The sequence below is a fragment of the Segatella copri genome, from assembly GCF_026015465.1.
GTDB lineage: Bacteria > Bacteroidota > Bacteroidia > Bacteroidales > Bacteroidaceae > Prevotella > Prevotella copri_E.
Map to the genome: position 1 here is coordinate 1,039,271 of NZ_JAPDUQ010000001.1, position 18,645 is coordinate 1,057,915.

At 42.5% G+C, this 18,645-nt stretch carries 15 protein-coding genes; 6 read left to right on the top strand and 9 right to left on the bottom strand.

Annotated features, from left to right (window positions below; genetic code table 11):
• Positions 1–403 precede the first annotated feature (403 nt).
• The 4 genes from ONT08_RS16415 to ONT08_RS04450 all read right to left on the bottom strand — a co-directional run bounded on the left by ONT08_RS16415 (position 404) and on the right by ONT08_RS04450 (position 5,989).
• Positions 404–541, bottom strand: coding sequence for a DUF3791 domain-containing protein (locus tag ONT08_RS16415; RefSeq protein WP_287618175.1), 138 nt, complete (start codon positions 539–541; stop codon positions 404–406).
• Positions 542–915: 374 nt separating this feature from the next.
• Positions 916–2,346 (bottom strand): leucine-rich repeat domain-containing protein, encoded by a 1,431-nt coding sequence (locus tag ONT08_RS04440; protein ID WP_264959334.1) that lies wholly within the window; start codon positions 2,344–2,346, stop codon positions 916–918.
• A complete protein-coding gene (locus ONT08_RS04445) occupies positions 2,343–5,486 on the bottom strand; it encodes a hypothetical protein (RefSeq protein ID WP_264959335.1) in 3,144 nt (1,047 codons plus the stop codon). The genes ONT08_RS04440 and ONT08_RS04445 overlap by 4 nt, the downstream gene beginning before the upstream one ends.
• A complete protein-coding gene (locus tag ONT08_RS04450) occupies positions 5,483–5,989 on the bottom strand; it encodes a hypothetical protein (protein ID WP_264959336.1) in 507 nt (168 codons plus the stop codon). The genes ONT08_RS04445 and ONT08_RS04450 overlap by 4 nt, the downstream gene beginning before the upstream one ends.
• Before the next feature lie 502 nt (positions 5,990–6,491).
• Here ONT08_RS04450 and ONT08_RS04455 point away from each other — a divergent pair.
• The 5 genes from ONT08_RS04455 (at position 6,492) to ONT08_RS04475 (ending at position 12,766) form a co-directional block, all read left to right on the top strand.
• Positions 6,492–6,689, top strand: a complete 198-nt coding sequence (locus ONT08_RS04455) for a hypothetical protein (protein WP_118086097.1) — start codon at positions 6,492–6,494, stop codon at positions 6,687–6,689.
• Positions 6,638–7,636, top strand: a complete 999-nt coding sequence (locus tag ONT08_RS04460; RefSeq protein ID WP_264959337.1) for a PDDEXK nuclease domain-containing protein — start codon at positions 6,638–6,640, stop codon at positions 7,634–7,636. The genes ONT08_RS04455 and ONT08_RS04460 overlap by 52 nt, the downstream gene beginning before the upstream one ends.
• Positions 7,637–9,201: 1,565 nt before the next feature.
• Entirely contained in the window at positions 9,202–10,488 is a 1,287-nt protein-coding gene (locus ONT08_RS04465; RefSeq protein ID WP_264959338.1) for a glutamate-5-semialdehyde dehydrogenase, read from the top strand.
• Between the two features lie 71 nt (positions 10,489–10,559).
• The gene (locus ONT08_RS04470; protein ID WP_264959339.1) at positions 10,560–11,522 is read left to right on the top strand and encodes an acetylornithine carbamoyltransferase; all 963 of its coding nucleotides are present in this window, start codon (positions 10,560–10,562) and stop codon (positions 11,520–11,522) included.
• 182 nt (positions 11,523–11,704) lie between these two features.
• Positions 11,705–12,766: a Rid family hydrolase gene (locus ONT08_RS04475; protein ID WP_117587520.1), complete on the top strand. Its 1,062-nt coding sequence runs from the start codon at positions 11,705–11,707 to the stop codon at positions 12,764–12,766.
• Positions 12,767–13,281: 515 nt separating this feature from the next.
• Here ONT08_RS04475 and ONT08_RS04480 read toward each other — a convergent pair.
• From ONT08_RS04480 to rpmH, 5 genes are all read right to left on the bottom strand, one after another.
• Positions 13,282–14,430 carry a 1-acyl-sn-glycerol-3-phosphate acyltransferase gene (locus ONT08_RS04480; protein ID WP_117694657.1) on the bottom strand — a complete coding sequence of 383 codons (1,149 nt, stop codon included), beginning with the start codon at positions 14,428–14,430 and terminating at the stop codon, positions 13,282–13,284.
• Positions 14,431–14,500: 70 nt separating this feature from the next.
• A complete protein-coding gene (locus ONT08_RS04485) occupies positions 14,501–15,496 on the bottom strand; it encodes a D-alanine--D-alanine ligase (protein ID WP_006847565.1) in 996 nt (331 codons plus the stop codon).
• Between the two features lie 5 nt (positions 15,497–15,501).
• Complete coding sequence (locus ONT08_RS04490; RefSeq protein ID WP_264959567.1) at positions 15,502–16,560, bottom strand: RluA family pseudouridine synthase; 1,059 nt, start codon at positions 16,558–16,560, stop codon at positions 15,502–15,504.
• A 148-nt stretch (positions 16,561–16,708) separates the two neighbouring features.
• The gene (locus ONT08_RS04495) at positions 16,709–17,443 is read right to left on the bottom strand and encodes a PASTA domain-containing protein (RefSeq protein ID WP_117587521.1); all 735 of its coding nucleotides are present in this window, start codon (positions 17,441–17,443) and stop codon (positions 16,709–16,711) included.
• A gap of 226 nt (positions 17,444–17,669) precedes the next feature.
• A complete protein-coding gene (rpmH, locus tag ONT08_RS04500; protein ID WP_004351099.1) occupies positions 17,670–17,825 on the bottom strand; it encodes a 50S ribosomal protein L34 in 156 nt (51 codons plus the stop codon).
• Between the two features lie 221 nt (positions 17,826–18,046).
• On the opposite strand from rpmH, the gene efp reads away from it, so the two are divergent.
• The gene (gene efp, locus ONT08_RS04505; RefSeq protein ID WP_006847569.1) at positions 18,047–18,613 is read left to right on the top strand and encodes an elongation factor P; all 567 of its coding nucleotides are present in this window, start codon (positions 18,047–18,049) and stop codon (positions 18,611–18,613) included.
• The last annotated feature ends 32 nt before the right edge of the window (positions 18,614–18,645 follow it).

Genomic DNA, 18,645 nt, shown 5'->3' on the forward strand with positions numbered 1-18,645 from the left:
CTAACTATATTAAGTTGGAGGAGATGGCAACGTCTTTGCGTGAATTAAACGATGCTTGGGAATATCTCCACAACTATACGATGGATATGTAGATACAGCCATAGTTTCTCGAAGTTTGTCACTAGGTTCAGCTGCTCTTCTGAGCCTAGTGACAAATCCAAGCTAGAAGATTTCTACTTATAAATTCAGTAGATTCCATCTGCAGATTGCAATTCCATGACCACATCATCAACAATATACAAATTGCCAACAAAGTGCATATTCTGCCTATCTTCATCCAAAGCTGTGAATCTCTTAACATGACTTTACCTCCTTTCTTGCTAAATCATTTAACGGCTCCGCAGATATTATCATCGGCAATTCCACTATTCGAGTTGTACCATGAAAAACCGTACGCATAGTATTAATTATTTGCTGTTTCCAGACGACGAAGGGCAGTTTGTAAAGCTGCTACAACATAATCTTTACTCTGTGTATGAAGGGCATCAAGCCTTGTGGTAAGACTATGTATCAGTCCAACCTTTTTCATCCGCAAGTACATTTCCTATCTACTGCATCCTTCTGCCTTTGCAGTAAGATCGACACACATCGCTGCAAAAGCCAATGCCTGTTGAGTTTCTGCTGTACCCATAATATTTGTGTTTTATATTAAACGATGATGCAAAGATACTACTTTCTTTTGGAAATACAATTTTTATCTGCAACTTTTTAAACGAAAAAACGAACTTTCTTTGATATCCTGATTTAGAACTCACTATCCTTATGAAAGTTTTGAAACAAGTCACGACTCACATTTCACTACACACAAATACAGCATATCCCCAAATCCCAATTCTAAAAAGAAAACGGTCAGACAACGCCTGACCATTTTCTTTTTAGTTCACACTCTCTATTTTTTTGTGCGAACGTAGCTTGCTACTTCAACAAAACCTTTTTGCCATTAACTATATTTACCCCTTTCGTTACATGATTCAAACGATTTCCTTTTAAGTCATAAATCGTCTTATATTTCGTGTCCATAGTTACATTAGGAGCATCTATAGCAGTAACTATTTCTAGAAGTTTTACAACTTTTCCATTTCCATCGGTCTCATAAGACCAATATCTCTTTTTACAATCACAATCCAAGTTTATAAGTACTTTTTTTGCCCAATCAGTATCGGGAAGATTCACATACTCCACTGCATTACAGCTTTTGAACCCGTAAGTAGAAACATAATTATAATCTTCTGACAGAATATCAATTTCTTTCAGCTCTCGATTACCATAAAATGCATGCATCCCTATTTCTGACACACTATTTCCAAGTACCAAAGACTTCAGTTCTGTACAGCCAGCAAATGCTTGACGTCCTATAGTTGTCACACTGTTCGGAATAACCAATGATGTCATTTCCCAGCCATTAAAAGCTTCATCCCCTATTTCTACCAAACCGTCAGGAAGCCTTAAATCATTCATTTTCCGGCAATACCTAAAGGCACTTTTCCCTATACTTGTCACTGTAGATGGTATATTTACTTTCTCCAACTTATAACCATACTCAAACAAGCCTGGAGATATTGCTGTTAGTTTTTCTGGAAGATGTGCTTCCTTTAAGTTATAGCAACGTGAGAATGCACTTTCACCAACAAATTCCACACTATTTGGAACATCTGCCTTTGCAAGCTTTTCACACAAAAAGAAAGCATAGTCATCTATAGAAAGAAGTTTGTCATGAAAAATTACTTCATTCAACTGATTGCACTCAAAAGCGAGCTCTCCTATTTTCTCGACCTTTTCAGGTATAGAAAAGCTCTCCACCTGCTTCTTCGCAGGGAAATGTAACAGTTCTGTCTTATCCTTGTTGAACATTATGCCATCTTCAGAAGAATACACAGGATTATCAGGGCTAACCTCATAGGCACTCATACCTCCTTCAGAGAAAGCTTTCGCACTTAAATCGGTTAAAGATGCCGGAATATAAATGTTTGACAAAGACAGACTCTTCCAAAAAGCATACGAACCAACACTTTTTAATGTTGCTGGGAGTTTTACACTTCTCAAATAACGACAGTAATAGAATGCACCCATCTTTATATCCAAGACTCCATCCTCTATTGTCACACTTTGTAACTTATCATTTTTCCAAAATGCTTTTTCCCCGATAGACACTACCGTATACGACTTACCAGCTACAGTAATTGCAGACGGAATTGTCACATAGGAAGACGACTGGTCATACCCTATTGCCTCGGCAGTTTTCTTTTCTTCATCTATAGAATAAGAAATACCATTCTGCACGACCTCATTTCCAAACAAGAAAGAGGGCAAAAGCACAAATAATAACATTAAAATATTTTTTCTCATAGAGCCTCATTTTTTAATATTTCAACAAATTCACGTAACTGTTCCAATGTACCTTCAAAAGACTTTACCTGCCAACCGTCAACTACACTATCAATTACTCGATAAACATTTTTAGCTTTCTCTTCAAAGATGCTTCCAAACCAAACCGAACATTTTTCCAAAGAAATAGTCTTAGGTTCTGGTGTAGATATAGAGAAACATGAGCAGTCTCGTATGGTCAAAGAACCAAAATATCCTCCATCAGCGCAAGAAAAACTTAGTTGTCTATCACTTCCCTTCGTGTCAAGAACTATATTATTGATTTTTGCTCCTACAGTATATAATTCGCTTCCCCAAATTTTTTCTACTCCCCCTACAGTTACAGAATGAAGTAGAGCATCTTCGATAACGACATTATCGATTTCACAATCTGACCCAAAATTTACATGTATGCTTTGCGAATTACTTATTGTGAGAGAGGAACACTTAACCAAGTGCATTTGAAAATCTTCAGACAGCACATTATCCTTCAAAGATATTTCATTAACGTTCAGTTTTCTATAAATTTCATATTTATCAAGATTCCCTCCGATCCTGTCATATCCTCTGACACCTGGAAAATTTGCACATTTTTCTACATGGATGGTATTTACTTTGTCTGAGTTAAATTCTATAGCATCTCCATGTTCTTCAAAAGTACAATCGCTAAAGGAGGCATCAGATATTGTACAGCCTGTAGTATGAAAATTTAGCCCCAAAGTAGGAAGAATCTTGACATGATTCATAAAGATGTTCATACCACCCCTTGCCTTATTGTTTTCTATAGTAAATCTACCACCCCAAGGAGCAATACTTCCACCTTCAATTTTAAACGATTGTAAAGTATTATCACTCAGGTCTATATTGTAAATATTATCAATATTCTTCAATATAGCATCACCGACCAAATTGTTATCGTTCAGTTTTAGGGATAATTCCGAATTATACATATTTACCCCATACCAATAATCCAAAGGTTTAGTATTATCCAGCCATCCTCCATTTTGCTTCCAATTTGCTCCACCAGTTGACTCATAAAAAAGAGCAAGACCTTCTTTAAGAGAAGTTTCGTCCTTTTCTTTCTTCAATGTCGTAAATGACAATGTATCAGCATATACTATTTCCCCATCAAGTTCTGCTTTAGCCACATATAAGTATTCCGTTTCATCTTTCAAGCCAGAAAGAGTTTGCTCAAAGACACGACTTGGACTTCCATTTACTGTTCCACATGATACATAAGTAGCGTGACCTTGCATGAAAGCATCTTTCGTGCCATAAACCAGCCCCACCTTAGGATTTTCCGTATTCTTGTCATAGCCAATGAGCCCGCCCGAAATCTTAGCAGAAGATTCGGTCACATCAGTTGCCTCATAAGTACTTAATGTCAATGTCTTTTCCACATCAACAGAAGGATAAGCCTTCAGCTCATGCCCAAAGAGCTTGATGACAGGACTTAACTCATAATCTTTTACCGTGCTCATATTTTCCAATGCTACGGAATAATCAGAGAATGAGGAGTTTTCATTCGCAAACTTTTTGCTATAATACTTAGAAGCTACCTTGTTTCCATTAGAATCAAATGCCCCAAAGCCAACCTCAACAGGCATCAAGCAATCCCCTTCCACATCAGCCTTTGCAGTAATGGTAGAGAAATCACCATGCTCACGATAAGCATTGGGGCTTGTTATTGTTGGAGCCAAACACTTGTCAAATAAAGGTTCACCTATATGACCCTCCCATTCTATTTCTTGACCAAAATTCAAATTAATAATAGGCAAGTCTAACTGATAACCTATTGCTGCGCCCCAATAGAAGTTTGACCAAATGCCACTATTTCTCAAAGTCTCATAAGCCTCTGTATTCTTGATACCTTCTTTCAGAAACTTACTGTTGACCTCAAGATCTCCTCCCACATGAATACCAACCTCGCCCCTTGCATAGAGCTTGGCAATGTCATTTTTACAAAATCCAATATCATTGACAGCAATACCTATTTCTGTATATACGCCAGCATTCAATTCTCCCTTTACGCTACCACCAACATCAAAATTTGTCTCTTGAATTTTAAACGTAAGAGGCTGGTTCCTCAAATTTTCTCTTCTCTTGGTACTCATATTGAGTAGAAAAGCAGAAGATACCTTTTGATTAACAGTTGCATCTACACTTGCAGACAACGAAGCATCCACAAACACGCCAGGGTCTACAAATGCCACTAACAATGGACAATTAGGTATGCATGCTTGCCATCTTTTTTCCCCTGTAAACCTCCAAACTTTATCTACTTTTAAAGAACCATTCAAAGAAAAATTACTCGTTACATCGAAAGTTCCATTACTGGATACACAAACATAAGTACCTTCTTCTGGGGTTACGATCAAAGTTCCACGAAGGGAAACTTTTGGTGAGAGACTAATGGAAGCATCATTATCAACGCTAAAGGCATCGTCATCGTCACTTTCTTCTGAAATAAATGGTAAAAGTTCATCTGTTAATGGATAAGTCAAATCTTTTGCCTCCCATATTGCCTCACCGTGACCATATATAGGATTTATCGCACGAGTTTGTACATTATCATTACTCGTACTATAATATCTCACAAAAATATCACTTAAACTCGCAAGGGTGCAATCGACCTTATAACCACTATTCTCTTTTACAACTTCGACGACCTCACCCGCAAAGCCTGCTGGGAACAAATCCGTTTGTCGCAAGTAAACCAATTTATCCTTTTTTCTCGGCAATAAGTCACTTGGAGTATCAGTCCTAAAAATGATAGTTAGCGAATCTTGTGATACCACATAATTCTCCAACCCATCCTCCAACTTTACCACCCCAGGCTGATAAATTGTCGATGGCGTTACAAAACTAACACTGTCAATATCTGCCAGTGCATAATTAAATACCGTGTCATTCATCCACACTTGCTGTGTGACAAAATCATCATGCTCTATACCGTCGAGGTCAACTTTTGATACAGTCATACTATCTACCATATCGGTATAAAACACTTGTATTCCTTTATCATGGAAATGAAAATAATATGCATTCTGAGCTTTTGACACGAAACAAGCCATCAGCATACAACTACATATTATCACTTTATAAAATATCTGTCTCATCATTTTGCAAACTTATAAGAAAACGAACCTATTTTAATCACATATACACCACTTTCGTAGCCATCAAGAGAGAACGACACCCTACCATCAACTCCAACTCGATGTGTATTAACCTCATAACCCTCAGCCTTATACACATGAACTTCTGAGTTTTCAGGAGCATTAGATATCATAATTTTTCCGCTATTTATAGAAACAAACAACTTATTTTGGGTTAATTTACCCACTATCCCGGTTGAAGTATTTGCAAAATAATATTTTCGGATATTTGAAAATAAAAGACGCACATTCATCTGCTCATTTGTAGTAATGACAACTTCATTATCAGCAAAAGAAATTCTTGGTTCTTCATTCAACACATAGTTAACCTGTTGTCCATCCAACATTTCAAACACTAATGTTCGACTACTCTTATCATTTGCCAATGATGATAACGGTAGTAGTGATGAAAGCAAAAAGAGTGTAATACTCCTAACTTTGTTCTTAGATTTTAGAATACTTATCATAATTATCACAAGCAACCACAGGCTTCTATTGGCCGATTTTTAGTTAAAGACTTACATATAAAAAAAGCGTGAAGCCTATCAGTCGCCCGTTCCACGTGTTGAGGCCTTCGCATTGCCCTATTAGTCGAAACGAGCAACGCTGAAAGCCCCACGCAAAAGTGAATATATAGTACACCATCTTGCGCCATGCACTTTAGTACATAGCGACAATTAGGATATATATAATACACCCCCTGGGGCGTCCCCGCTGCTTTGTTTTTGACTAATAGTTTGAAGTTGCGAAGTTCCAACACGTCAAACACAAAGCGTTCAGTACGCCTTTATGTATATGTATCAATCCCTTAGCTTCCACCCTTAGGGCTTCCAGCTTGGATATGACACCGCAAATTTATGAAATATTTTCGAAACCTCCAAACTTTTATCGAAAAAAGTGAAGAGAAAGATTGCTTTTTCGATATAAAATCGTATCTTTGCACTTTGAACAGCTAAAATCAGTAGCATCATGAAAGAACCCGAAAAGAAATATAACGATGAAGACAACATGCTCGTCAACGACTTGCGCTCCATCGTCAGCAAGGCTCGCAGCAAAGCATTTGCTGGCGTCAATTATTCTCTGGTGGAAAGAAACTGGAGAATTGGACAACGTATGTGGAACAGGAACAGAACGGAGCATCACGTGCTGAATACGGAAAGCATGTAATAGAAGTCGCTTCGGCTGCTCTTACAGAGGAATTCGGAAAAGGATTCTCGGAGACAAACATCATGAATTTCAAGAAGTTCTACCTGAAATTCAAAGAGTTAGCAATTCCTCAGACAGTGTCTGAGGAATTCAAAAAGCAAAAACATCAGACACTGTCTGATGAATCTTCTTTGCTACCCCAAAAAGGTCAGACACAGCCTGCCCAATCCGAGTTACGCCTTCTTCCTTGGTCTCATTACGAGCGTCTTATACGAGTAGAAGACAAGAAGGCTCGTGAATGGTATGCAAAGGAGGCATTCGAGCAAGGTTGGAGTTTCAGAACCTTGAACCGCAATATCAACACCCTATATTATGAACGTCTTCTTATGTCAAAGAAGAAGCAACCTGTCGTTGACGAGATGCAAGACAAGACAAAGGCTTATCAGCAAGACAAACTCGAATACATCAAATCACCAGTTGTCTTGGAATTTCTTGGATTGCCGGAAGACACATCCCTCGCTGAATCAAAATTAGAGACTGCCGTCATCAACAACCTAGAGAAATTCTTGATGGAAATGGGAAAGGGATATGCGCTTGTGGCTCGCCAGCAACATATCCGAACCGAGGAGAATGACTACTATATCGACTTGGTATTCTATAATTATCTTATCAAGAGTTTTATCCTTGTAGATTTAAAGGTCAACCGCATCACCTATCAGGATGTCGGTCAAATGGACATGTACCTACAAATGTATGACAAGATGAAGAAAGGTCCAGACGACAACCCAACTATAGGTATCATCCTCTGCACCGAAACTGACTCTGATGTTGCCAGATACTCCACCCTTGCCAAGAACGACCAGATGTTTGCTGCCAAATACAAGCTCTACCTGCCAAACGAGGAAGACCTCAGAAGAGAGATAGAGCGACAAAAGGAGTTGTACCTCATGGCGCATCCTGACAAATAAGATATAAAATCGCCAAGGGAATATCAGACAAACATAGAGAAGTTTATATCATTTCTTAGCCCAGTATATACTTTCTGGGCTTTTTATTTGTTCTATTCAGAAAAAGCCGTATCTTTGCCATTACAAAAAAGTTGTAACATAAAAAATGTAATGGCGTATGAAACTAGGCAACAGGAAATTAGTGCTTAAACTAGCCAGAGAATATGGTTGCTTAAGTAAGAGAATATGATTGTTTAAGCTTACGGACACTGAATCTCGGGTTAACGGAGATAGTTTCTTGAGTTAGCGGAGACAATTTCTTGGGTAAGAGAATACTGCTTCTCGGAGTTTGCCACTAGGCTCAGCAGCTCTGCTGAGCCTAGTCAGCAGGTCTGCCGACTGCAGTCAGCACATCTGCTGACTATAGTGACAACACCTTATAGTTGTACAATAACACACCTTATAGTTGTACAACCTTATACACTATAGTTGTACAACTACAAACTCTGATACAGAGATACTACTTTCTTTTGGAAATACAATTATTATCTGCAACTTTTTATCGAAAAAAGTGAAGAGAAAGATTGCTTTTTCGATATAAAATCGTATCTTTTAAGAAGTTCTACCTGAAATTCAAAGAGTTAACAATTCTTCAGACACGTGTCTGAAGAATTCAAAATCGGGTAGGAGGTAAATGCTAATCATAAAAGGCATTTGCCTCCTATTTTCACATTTACCGACCTCCCACACCACCGTACGTGCGGTTCCGCATACGGCGGTTTCGTGCTTTCTCATCTTGCGATGTGTGGCAAGTTGATTTCAGTTATCCCTATGAGTAGCGTCACTTCTATCCTATTGTCGGATTCCGTCCTATCGTCTTGGATAGAGAGTTCCTTTCGGACATCTGACGAGGAGTCTCACAAGGTAACATTCAATTACTATTGCACTGCACGATTCAGTCCTTCCCTATAAGCACACGTGCCTTGGGTACTATGACCTCTGCTGACTTCTCACGGCAAGCTTTACTCCGTCATGGTACATCGAATGATTCATCTTCACCCATGCGTCCGTGAGACCTCCTCGGATAAGGGCTTATTCTTTCCATATTATACCCACTTCATTTACACCAACCTTTCCGAATAGCTATGGGACTTTGATTTGTCTTGCAATCTCATCCATGGTCATATGCCTTGTATGAAGTTTCTGTACGTTAGGTCAGATGTTTGCCGCCAGCTTCTTTCAGATTCCACCTCGCGGTGGACACCCTTGCTATTGGCTATACGATTCCCGCTATTAGGGCTCATTAGGGACTTGCACCCATTAGAATAAGCTCATGCCGAGCATACAAGAAAAAACAGCAGACACTGTCTGCTGAATTTTCTTTGCTACACCAAAAAGGTCAGGCGCTGCCTGACCTTTTTAAATCTCATTTTCCGTATAACTATCCATTTATCTATAAAATCATTACTTTTTCTTGCATAAAGTTTGCAATTTCCGATATTTATGCTTACCTTTGCCGTTGTTAAGAGGGAACTCGTAACACATTACAAAATATCTTATCATAAAAATAAGAAAGGAAATAGCGAATGGAACAGAAAGAGACTTTCCAAAAAGTGAAGGCAGCTAGCAAAACACTTGGTTTGCTAACTGATGAACAACGTAATGAAATCCTGCAGGCGGTGGCAGATACCATCATCGCAGAAACTCCTGCGCTTCTCAAAGCGAATGCAGAAGACTTGGCGAAGATGGACAAGGCGAACCCGCTCTACGACCGATTGCAACTCACAGAGCAGCGACTCCAGGATATTGCTTCGGATATGCGACACGTCAGTACCCTGCCCTCACCGCTCGGAAGAGTTCTCAAAGACAAAACACTCGAAAATGGTTTGCATCTGCAGCGAGTTGCCGTTCCATTCGGAGTTATCGGCATGATTTACGAGGCTCGTCCTAACGTAACCTACGATGTTTTCTCACTCTGTTTCAAGAGCGGAAATGCGTGCGTACTGAAAGGTGGAAAGGATGCAAACGCCTCAAACTCAGCGGGTGTCGAACTTATCCACAGGGTGTTGATAACTTTTGGTATTGATCCGAATGTTGTTACACTGCTCCCTGCTACCCATGAGGCTACCGGCGAAATGCTGAATGCCGTGGGCTATATTGACCTCTGCATTCCTCGTGGAGGAAAGAAGCTTATCAACTTCGTTCGAGATACAGCCAAAGTTCCGGTTATCGAAACCGGAGCCGGTGTGGTACATTGTTACTTCGACAAGGATGGCGACCTGGAGATGGGCAAGCGCATCATCACCAATGCAAAATGCCGAAGAGTGAGCGTATGCAATGCGCTCGACTGTCTGCTGATTCACGAAAGCAGATTAAGCGACCTCCCTGTCCTCTGTGAAGGACTCGCCGAGAAGCAAACCAAGATTCATGCTGATGCTAAGGCTTACGAAGCTTTAAAGGGTCACTATCCTGACACCTTATTATATAAGGCAGAGGAAAGCGAAGCGAAGATGAAGGAAACAGATACTAACGTGAAGAGCATCTGGAACACCGAATGGCTCAGCATGCAGATGGGCATCAAAACCGTTGTTTCAGAAGATGAGGCACTCGAACACATCGCTACCTACGGCAGTGGGCACAGCGAGAGCATCGTTTCCAACAATGAAACTGCCCAGAAGAAGTTCCAGGCAATGGTAGATGCAGCCTGCGTTTATGTAAACGCTCCTACCAGCTTTACCGATGGCGCACAGTTCGGATTGGGCGCAGAGATTGGCATCAGTACCCAGAAGCTCGGAGCCCGCGGACCAATGGCACTCGAAGAGATTACCACCTACAAGTGGTTGATTACAGGAAATGGACAAACAAGGAAGTGAAGAACGAAAAGTGAAGAGTGAAGAATTCAATAGCTTTATATCAGAAATAACAAACAAAAAACGAAATAACAATGAAGACATTCTTTAATGTTGAAGACCTTGACGACCTGAAAGCAGCGCTCGCCGAGGCACAGGAAGTAAAAGCAAACCGTTTCGGTTATCAGGAGTTGGGCAAGAACAAAACCTTGCTGATGATATTCTTCAATAACAGTCTCCGTACCCGTTTGAGTACACAGAAGGCTGCGATGAACCTGGGCATGAATGTTATCGTACTCGATGTGAATGCCGGTGCATGGAAACTGGAGACAGAGCGTGGCGTTATCATGGATGGCGACAAGAGCGAGCACCTGCTGGAGGCTATCCCAGTGATGGGTAGCTTCTGCGACCTTATCGGTGTGCGTAGCTTTGCCGGTCTGAAAGACCGTGACTACGATTATGCCGAGACCATCGTCAACCAGTTCGTAAAGTACAGCGGCCGCCCAGTCTTCGCTATGGAGACAGCTACCGTTCACCCTCTCCAGGCATTTGCCGACCTCATCACCATCGAGGAGCATAAGAAGGTGGCTCGTCCTAAGGTAGTTCTGACTTGGGCTCCTCATTGCCGTGCCCTGCCTCAGGCTGTGCCAAACTCATTCGCCCAGTGGATGAACGCAGCCGATGTAGATTTCGTGGTTACTCACCCAGAAGGCTACGAACTCGATCCTAAGTTCGTAGGCAACGCCAAGGTGGAGTACGACCAGAAGAAGGCGCTGGAAGGTGCAGACTTCGTTTACGCCAAGAACTGGAGCTGTCCGGGCGTGAAAGACCCAGCACAGTATGGCGAAATCCTGAGCAAGGATATGAGCTGGACCATCGACGAGGAGCACATGAGCTGGACCAACGATGGTTGCTTCATGCACTGTCTGCCAGTTCGCCGTGGCTTGATTGTAACCGATGATGTCATTGAAAGCAAGAACAGTCTGGTGATTCCAGAGGCAGCAAACCGTGAGATTTCAGCCGAGGTTGTCATCAAGCGTATGCTCGAATCACTCTAAAGTAGGAAATAAGAAAAAGATAGGGGGAAGTAAAGGAAAACAAGCCTTTATTTCCCTCGTTTCCGTTCTATCCAGCCTGTTCCTCTCCCCATATCTCGGTATTTTTATCTTTTCATCCTGTCTATATTCTTATATCTCAGATATTATCCGTACCTTTGCTGCCGAAAAAAAAGAAAAACAAGATGGACAAATACATAATACTTTCACCAGAAGCTAAGGGTTCATTCAATGATCGCCTTAACTTTCTGTATCTAAAACTAGGTAACTTTCTCGATACAGAGAAACTGGAAAACCGTACCTTGCAATATTGTAAGGTATTCCTCAGCGACGCCCAGAACCAGATAAGAGAGTTCGAAGAATCTCTCCTTTATCAGGAGTTTCTGAAAGGCGCAAACCTCACTATCGTGGAACAGACTCCACTGAATGGCAGCAAGGTGAGTCTGCTGATCAAGACAACGGACTCCCAGACTTCCATTCTCTTCCACAGTCTTCGCCTTACAGAGGAGGAGGCTAAGGGAAAGGATTCGTACGAACAGACCCGTCTTCTCTTCAATAAATACCTGAAGACTATCGAAGGTACGGATATGACAATGGAACGCAACCTGATTCGCACCTGGATATACGTCACCAACATCGATGTAAACTATCAAAGCGTAGTAGAAGCCCGTAATGACATCTTCGATAAAGAGGGATTGACAGCCGACACCCACTACATCGCCAGCACAGGTATCGGTGGCGCCACTCCGGTACGCCATGCAGCTGTAGCCATCGACTTCCTCACCATCCCCCATATCAAGGAAGAGGACAAGAAGTATCTTCAGGCACTCGAACATCTGAATCCTGCCCATGAATATGGAGTAGCCTTCGAACGAGGAACCCGGCTTACGCTACCTACCCATACTCTCCATCCAGAAGGAAGCCAGCAGTTCAAGCAACAATACTTCATCTCCGGTACAGCCAGTATCGACAAGCATGGAGATGTGGTCTATGAAGGAGACATCGTGCGCCAGACCGGCAGACTGCTTGAGAACATCGGCGCCCTGCTGAAAGATGGCGATGCCACGATGAATGATATCCAATACTTCATCATCTATCTGCGCGACATCTCCGACTATCATACGGTTGACAGACTGATGCAGCAGTTTTATCCACAAATCCCCCGCATCATCGTGGAGGCAAAAGTATGCCGCCCCGGCTGGCTGATAGAAATGGAATGCATTGCAGAAAAACAAGAACAGAAATAAATGCTGATAAATGCAGGAATTTACAGCCAAAAGCTCTTCACTCTTCACCTTACGCCCTGAAACGCCCATAAACAGGGCGTTTCAAGGGGTGAAGAGTTATCAGCGACTCTTCACCCACTCTTCACCACTCTTCACCTAGGCACGAGGCATCGAGGCATAAGAAGAAACGCAAATCCGCCGAAGCAAAAAGGTGAAGAGAGGTGAAGAGTAGGTGAAGAGTATCCGAATACTCTTCACCTCTCGGAATGCCGATAAACACAGGGGATTCCGAGCGAAAGGTGAAGAGTGAAGAGTATTTCTTCGTAAGCCTTGTATAAAAACGAAACAAAGGCATTGGGGATGGCTGTTTTAGGCGAACAGTCCACTAGCGGCTATAGCGCCAGTAGGCTGTCTGTGGTTTGCCTGTTAACTGTCTGTCGTAAACAGCTTATGAATTACCAATTAGGAGTCTGATTAAAACAGGCAGATAATAACAGTTTCCAACATCATCAAACAGAAAAAGTATTACCTTGCCGCTATTGAGCAGCAAGGTAATTACGTACAGGATTGGCATACATCTCGAGAATTCTCTCTCTCAAGTAAGCTTCATCCTTGTTTGGAAGGTCTATTTTCGCAAGCTGACCAGCCATATATTTTTCAAATTTTGCCTTATCTTCGGCAGTATATTCAGCCTGATGAGCAGTTGAGTTTTCAAGCAAATCAAGAGCCACATAGTTGCCCGGATAGAGGCGGTAGTTCTTGAATATCTGCTCATCCATATAGGCGGCTACCTTATTATATATATCCTGCTTAGGCATATCAGGATCAAGACTGTCCAGATAATCATCAAGACATGGAGCTGCATGATAATGCACATGACCCTTATAACCGAAGATACCGGTCTGCATGCTTACCAGGTCATCCATTGGTCCCTTCTTCCAGTCGGCATTATCGCGCTTCTGCTGGAACTCCTTTGCCTTCAGGAAATCGCATGGATCATATTCGTAACTGATAGAGAGCGGTACAAGATGAAGCTGTTTCAGGCGGTCGATAATGCTGCCCTCACCGCCCATCGACATCATCTGCAGAATACTCTTCTGGGTGCGGTCATTACTGTCCTTGGCTCTACCCTCGCGCTGGGCTATCCAGATGTTCTCGTTCTTCTCCTTGATGGCAAAATGCATATAGTCAGAGAGGCGCTTGCTCGACATCAGCATCTGTCGCATGCTCAGGGCACGCTCTACGATAAACGCCTTGTTGACACGTACCAGGTCCTTGACCCAAGGAAGAGAAAGGAGATTATCACCGATGGCAATCTCACAGGTGGTCTTAAACCCGTTATCGATAAGAAGGACATCGAGAATGGCTGAATCGAGCACGATATCACGGTGATTGCTGATGAAAGTATAATTACGGGTATTATCGAGCGATGTGCAATCCATCTCGCAGCCTGTTGCTGCCTTCTTCAGAATGCCATGAACAAAATCGTAAGCAAAAGCCAACTGGAAATCCAGATTGGTCTTACATGCCTTCAACTTCTGGGCAATCATCTCGAAAGGTACTTGTGGATAGAGATAGGCAAGCACTTGTTTAAACTGATCGTTTGAAAGCAAACGGTCGAATACCTCTGGGAGATCTTCAGGCTCCCAAGGACGGATGGTATCAAATTCTTGAGGGATATTCATAATACATACCTATTAATATATATATATGGCTCTGCGAAAAAATCGCAGAACCATATATGAGTTTGTTATTCTAGAACTGATTCTCCACGATTTCGCTGAGCACATCCTTGATATCAAGACCTGCTGCACGAACCTGCTGAGGAATGAAACTGGTAACGGTCATACCTGGAGTGGTATTGATTTCCAGCATGTTCACCTTGTCTTTACCATCCTTATCCTTAGAGATGATATAGTCGATACGGATGATACCGTTGGCATGAAGAATGTCGTAGATGCGTGATGTGGTCTTGGCTACCTCTTCTGCAGTCTCTGGAGAGAGACGGGCTGGAGTGATTTCCTGTACCTGACCGTTATACTTGGCATCGTAATCGAAGAACTCGTTGGTGGTCACCACTTCGGTAGCCGGCAACACAACGGTCTTCTCGGCTGTCTTGTAGATACCCTGTGAAATCTCTGTTCCATCAAGAAATCCCTCGATCATTACCTCATTACTCTCCATGAAAGCCACACGGAGGGCTGGAGCCAGCTGGTCAGCATTCTTCACCTTGCTCACACCAAAGCTACTGCCGTCAGCAGCAGGCTTTACGAAACAAGGCATACCGATGCGCTTGGCAATCTCTTCTTCATCATAAGCTTCACCGCGACGGAGCAAGATACTGTCTGCTACGTTTATACCGAAACCGCGCAGATAATTATTGAGCACATACTTATCAAAAGTCATTGCCTCTACCAGAACACCGCTTGTAGAGTATGGCAGATGGATGAGGTCGAAATAGCCCTGCATCACACCATTCTCACCAGGCTGTCCGTGGATGGTGATATAAGCATAATCGAAATAGACATGCTTGCCGTTCATAACGAAAGAAAAATCGTTCTTGTCAATCTCGATAGTCTCACCATTATCCAAAGCGACATGCCAGTCGGTACCCTTCACATCGACGAGATAAATATTGTAGCGCTCTTTATCAAAGAAAGAGTACAAACCCTGTCCTGAGCGCAATGATACGTCGTGCTCAGAAGAATCACCACCACATACGATGGCTATCGTTCTCTTGCTATTTTCCATAATTACTAAATATTTTTGAATGTATCTTGTGTGGTGCCAGCGATGAAGCCGCGCCACTTTTCTATTAATTGTCTAAAATCTTCCGGCCACTCACTGTCAAAATCCATCTGCTGCTTGGTTGTAGGATGCACGAAGCCGAGTGTCTTGGCATGGAGAGCCTGACGCGGACAAAGTTTGAAGCAGTTCTGGATAAATGCCTTGTAGCTGCTACTGCGCTGACCTCTCAGAATCTCTGTTCCGCCATACGTTTCGTCCATAAAGAGCGGATGACCGATATGCTTCATGTGAGCACGAATCTGATGGGTACGGCCTGTTTCAAGCACACACTGCACCAAGGTGGTATAACCGAAACGCTCCAACACCTTGTAATGCGTAACTGCCGTCTTGCCTATTCCGCTGTCCGGATCGAAGACCTTCATACGGAGGCGGTTCTTCGGATCACGGCCGATATTGCCTTCTATGCGACCTTCATCTTCTACAATGTTGCCCCAAACGAGCGCATTGTAACTGCGATGGGTAGTCTTGTTGAAGAACTGCTTACCCAGTGCGGTCTTTGCCGTAGGAGTCTTTGCCACAACGAGCAATCCGCTGGTATCTTTATCGATGCGATGCACCAAGCCCACTTCCGGATCATTTGCATCAAACTCTGGCATATCTCTTAAATGCCAGGCTACGGCCTGAATCAAGGTTCCATGAAAGTTGCCCGCACCTGGATGCACCACCATACCGGCTTCCTTGTTAACCAACATCAGCTGGTCGTCTTCATAAACCACATTGATAGCGATTTCTTCAGGTTTGATACTCGTTTCATGACGAGGACGGTCGAGCATCAGAGTAACCAGATCATTAGGGCGCACCTTATAGTTGCTCTTTACCGGTTTACCATTGACATGGATGAATCCGGCATCAGCAGCCTGCTGAATACGGTTACGGCTCTGATAGGCCATCTTATCAGCCAGGTATTTATCGATGCGGACCGGATCCTGGTTGGCATCCACCTGCACCTTCCAGTGCTCATAGAGTTCATCTCCTCCTTCACCAGCAGCAGCGTTTCCTTCCTCCATCCGGAGTTCATCATCCAGTTCGTCCATATCTCCTGCATCATCAAACCCGAAATCATCCTCTACAGGAGCATATACCTTATTATATATATAATCTAAAAATATCATTCGTATTACTATTGAATTCTTCACTCTTCACTTTTCATTTCTCCTACTCCACCACTTCCTTCTGATGGTGTTCATGCGAAGGAGCAGGCTCTGTGGTTTCCGTTCCAGGAACCACCTCGAAGTTGTCTTCATGAGTTTCTCCGCTCATGTCACCTTCGCCTTCCATCACATCTTCTTCGCCGTGATAAACCGGATCTACCACATCGATGGAATCATCAACACTCCGTTTACCATTGCCAACCTGTATGACAAGCACATCATCGATAGAAACTTTATCACCAGCCACAACATGCTTACCCTTTACGAGGATACCATAAACCCAATCCTCTTCACCAGGAATATATTCAGGTGTACCCAGTTTGAATCCCATAGCAGTAAGTTTAGCCATTGCCTCTCGCAACGAACTGTTGTCAATGACATCAGGAATGGTGATACGTGGAGAATGATCAGAATTGATGGTAACATAGATTACATGTCCCGACTTTACCACTTCTCCGAAAACCGGAGTCTGCTCCAGAATGACATCAGGCGGCAAAGAGCGGACATATCCCGTATCCGTTACAACAATTTCCAATCCCGCATCGTCGAGGATATGTGTAGCATCATCGATATTCTTATATCGAATATCCGGCACACGGATGGCCTCACCATGATGGGTATAGATATCAATGCCGTACTTGACACCGGCACAGAGCAACACCAGCACCAGAATCATGGCACCGATATTCCCCCAAAGGAACTTACTCTTAAACTTATTTATAAACTCTGATGAAGTCATATATTATTTTTTGGTGCAAAGATACAAGTATTTGGGGGAAGAACAAAATAAAAAGGAAAGTTTTTGCACTCTCACCACCTAATTTTATGATATAAAAACAAAACATCTTTGTTCCCAAAAGAGCAATCTCAGAAAAGGAAGGGGCGTTATAAACAACAAAAAGCAGCAAAGAATACATCCTTGCTGCTTTTAATGTCATCGTCAACAGACGAATCTTTCCTCGGAATTACTTTCCGTGGTGCTCGTCAGATACAGTTAACTTCTTACGGCCATGAGCACGGCGAGAAGCCAATACGCGACGACCATTCTTAGTTGCCATACGCTCACGGAAACCATGCTTGTTTACGCGACGACGATTGTGAGGCTGAAATGTTCTTTTCATTTTTCTTATTTATTTTTTAATTAATATTCTTCACAAAAGTGCAAAACACGCCCTTTTTGGGCTGCAAAATTACGCATATTTTCTGAAATAACCAAGAAAACTACCAAATTTAGCTTAAATATTTATGTTTTTTTCGATATTTCCTTTGATTTTTCATGTTTTTGCCGTAACTTTGCACTCGATTTTGAGATTATTGTAATAACATTCAAGATAAACAAGAAATGATTAATTCACAGGAAATTAAGATTGGTACTTGCATCCGCATGGATGGCAAAGTATGGGTTTGCATCGACTTTCAGCACAGAAAGCCAGGTAAAGGTAACACCGTAATGAACACAAAATTGAAGAATGTTGCCGACGGTCGTGTATTGGAACGTACATTCCAGGTAGGTTTCAAATTGGAGGATGTTCGCGTTGAGCGCCGCCCTTACCAGTACCTCTACGAGGACGCTACTGGTTGCATCTTCATGAACCAGGAGACTTTCGAGCAGGTGCCTATCGCTAAGGAGAACGTTACTGGTGGCCAGTACATGAAGGAGGGTGACGTTGTTGAGGTGGTTACTGATACAACTGATGGTACTATCCTCTTGGCTGAAATGCCAGTGAAGACTACTTTGAAGATTACTCACTCTGAGCCAGGTGTAAAGGGTAATACTGCTACCAACGCTACAAAGCCTGCTACATTGGAGACTGGTGCTGAGGTTCGTGTTCCTTTGTTCATCAACGAAGGCGAGACTATCCAGATCGATACCCGTGACGGTAGCTACCTTGGTCGTGTAAGCGAGTAATACATCCTCCAACAGGAAGATTGTGCTCTTAT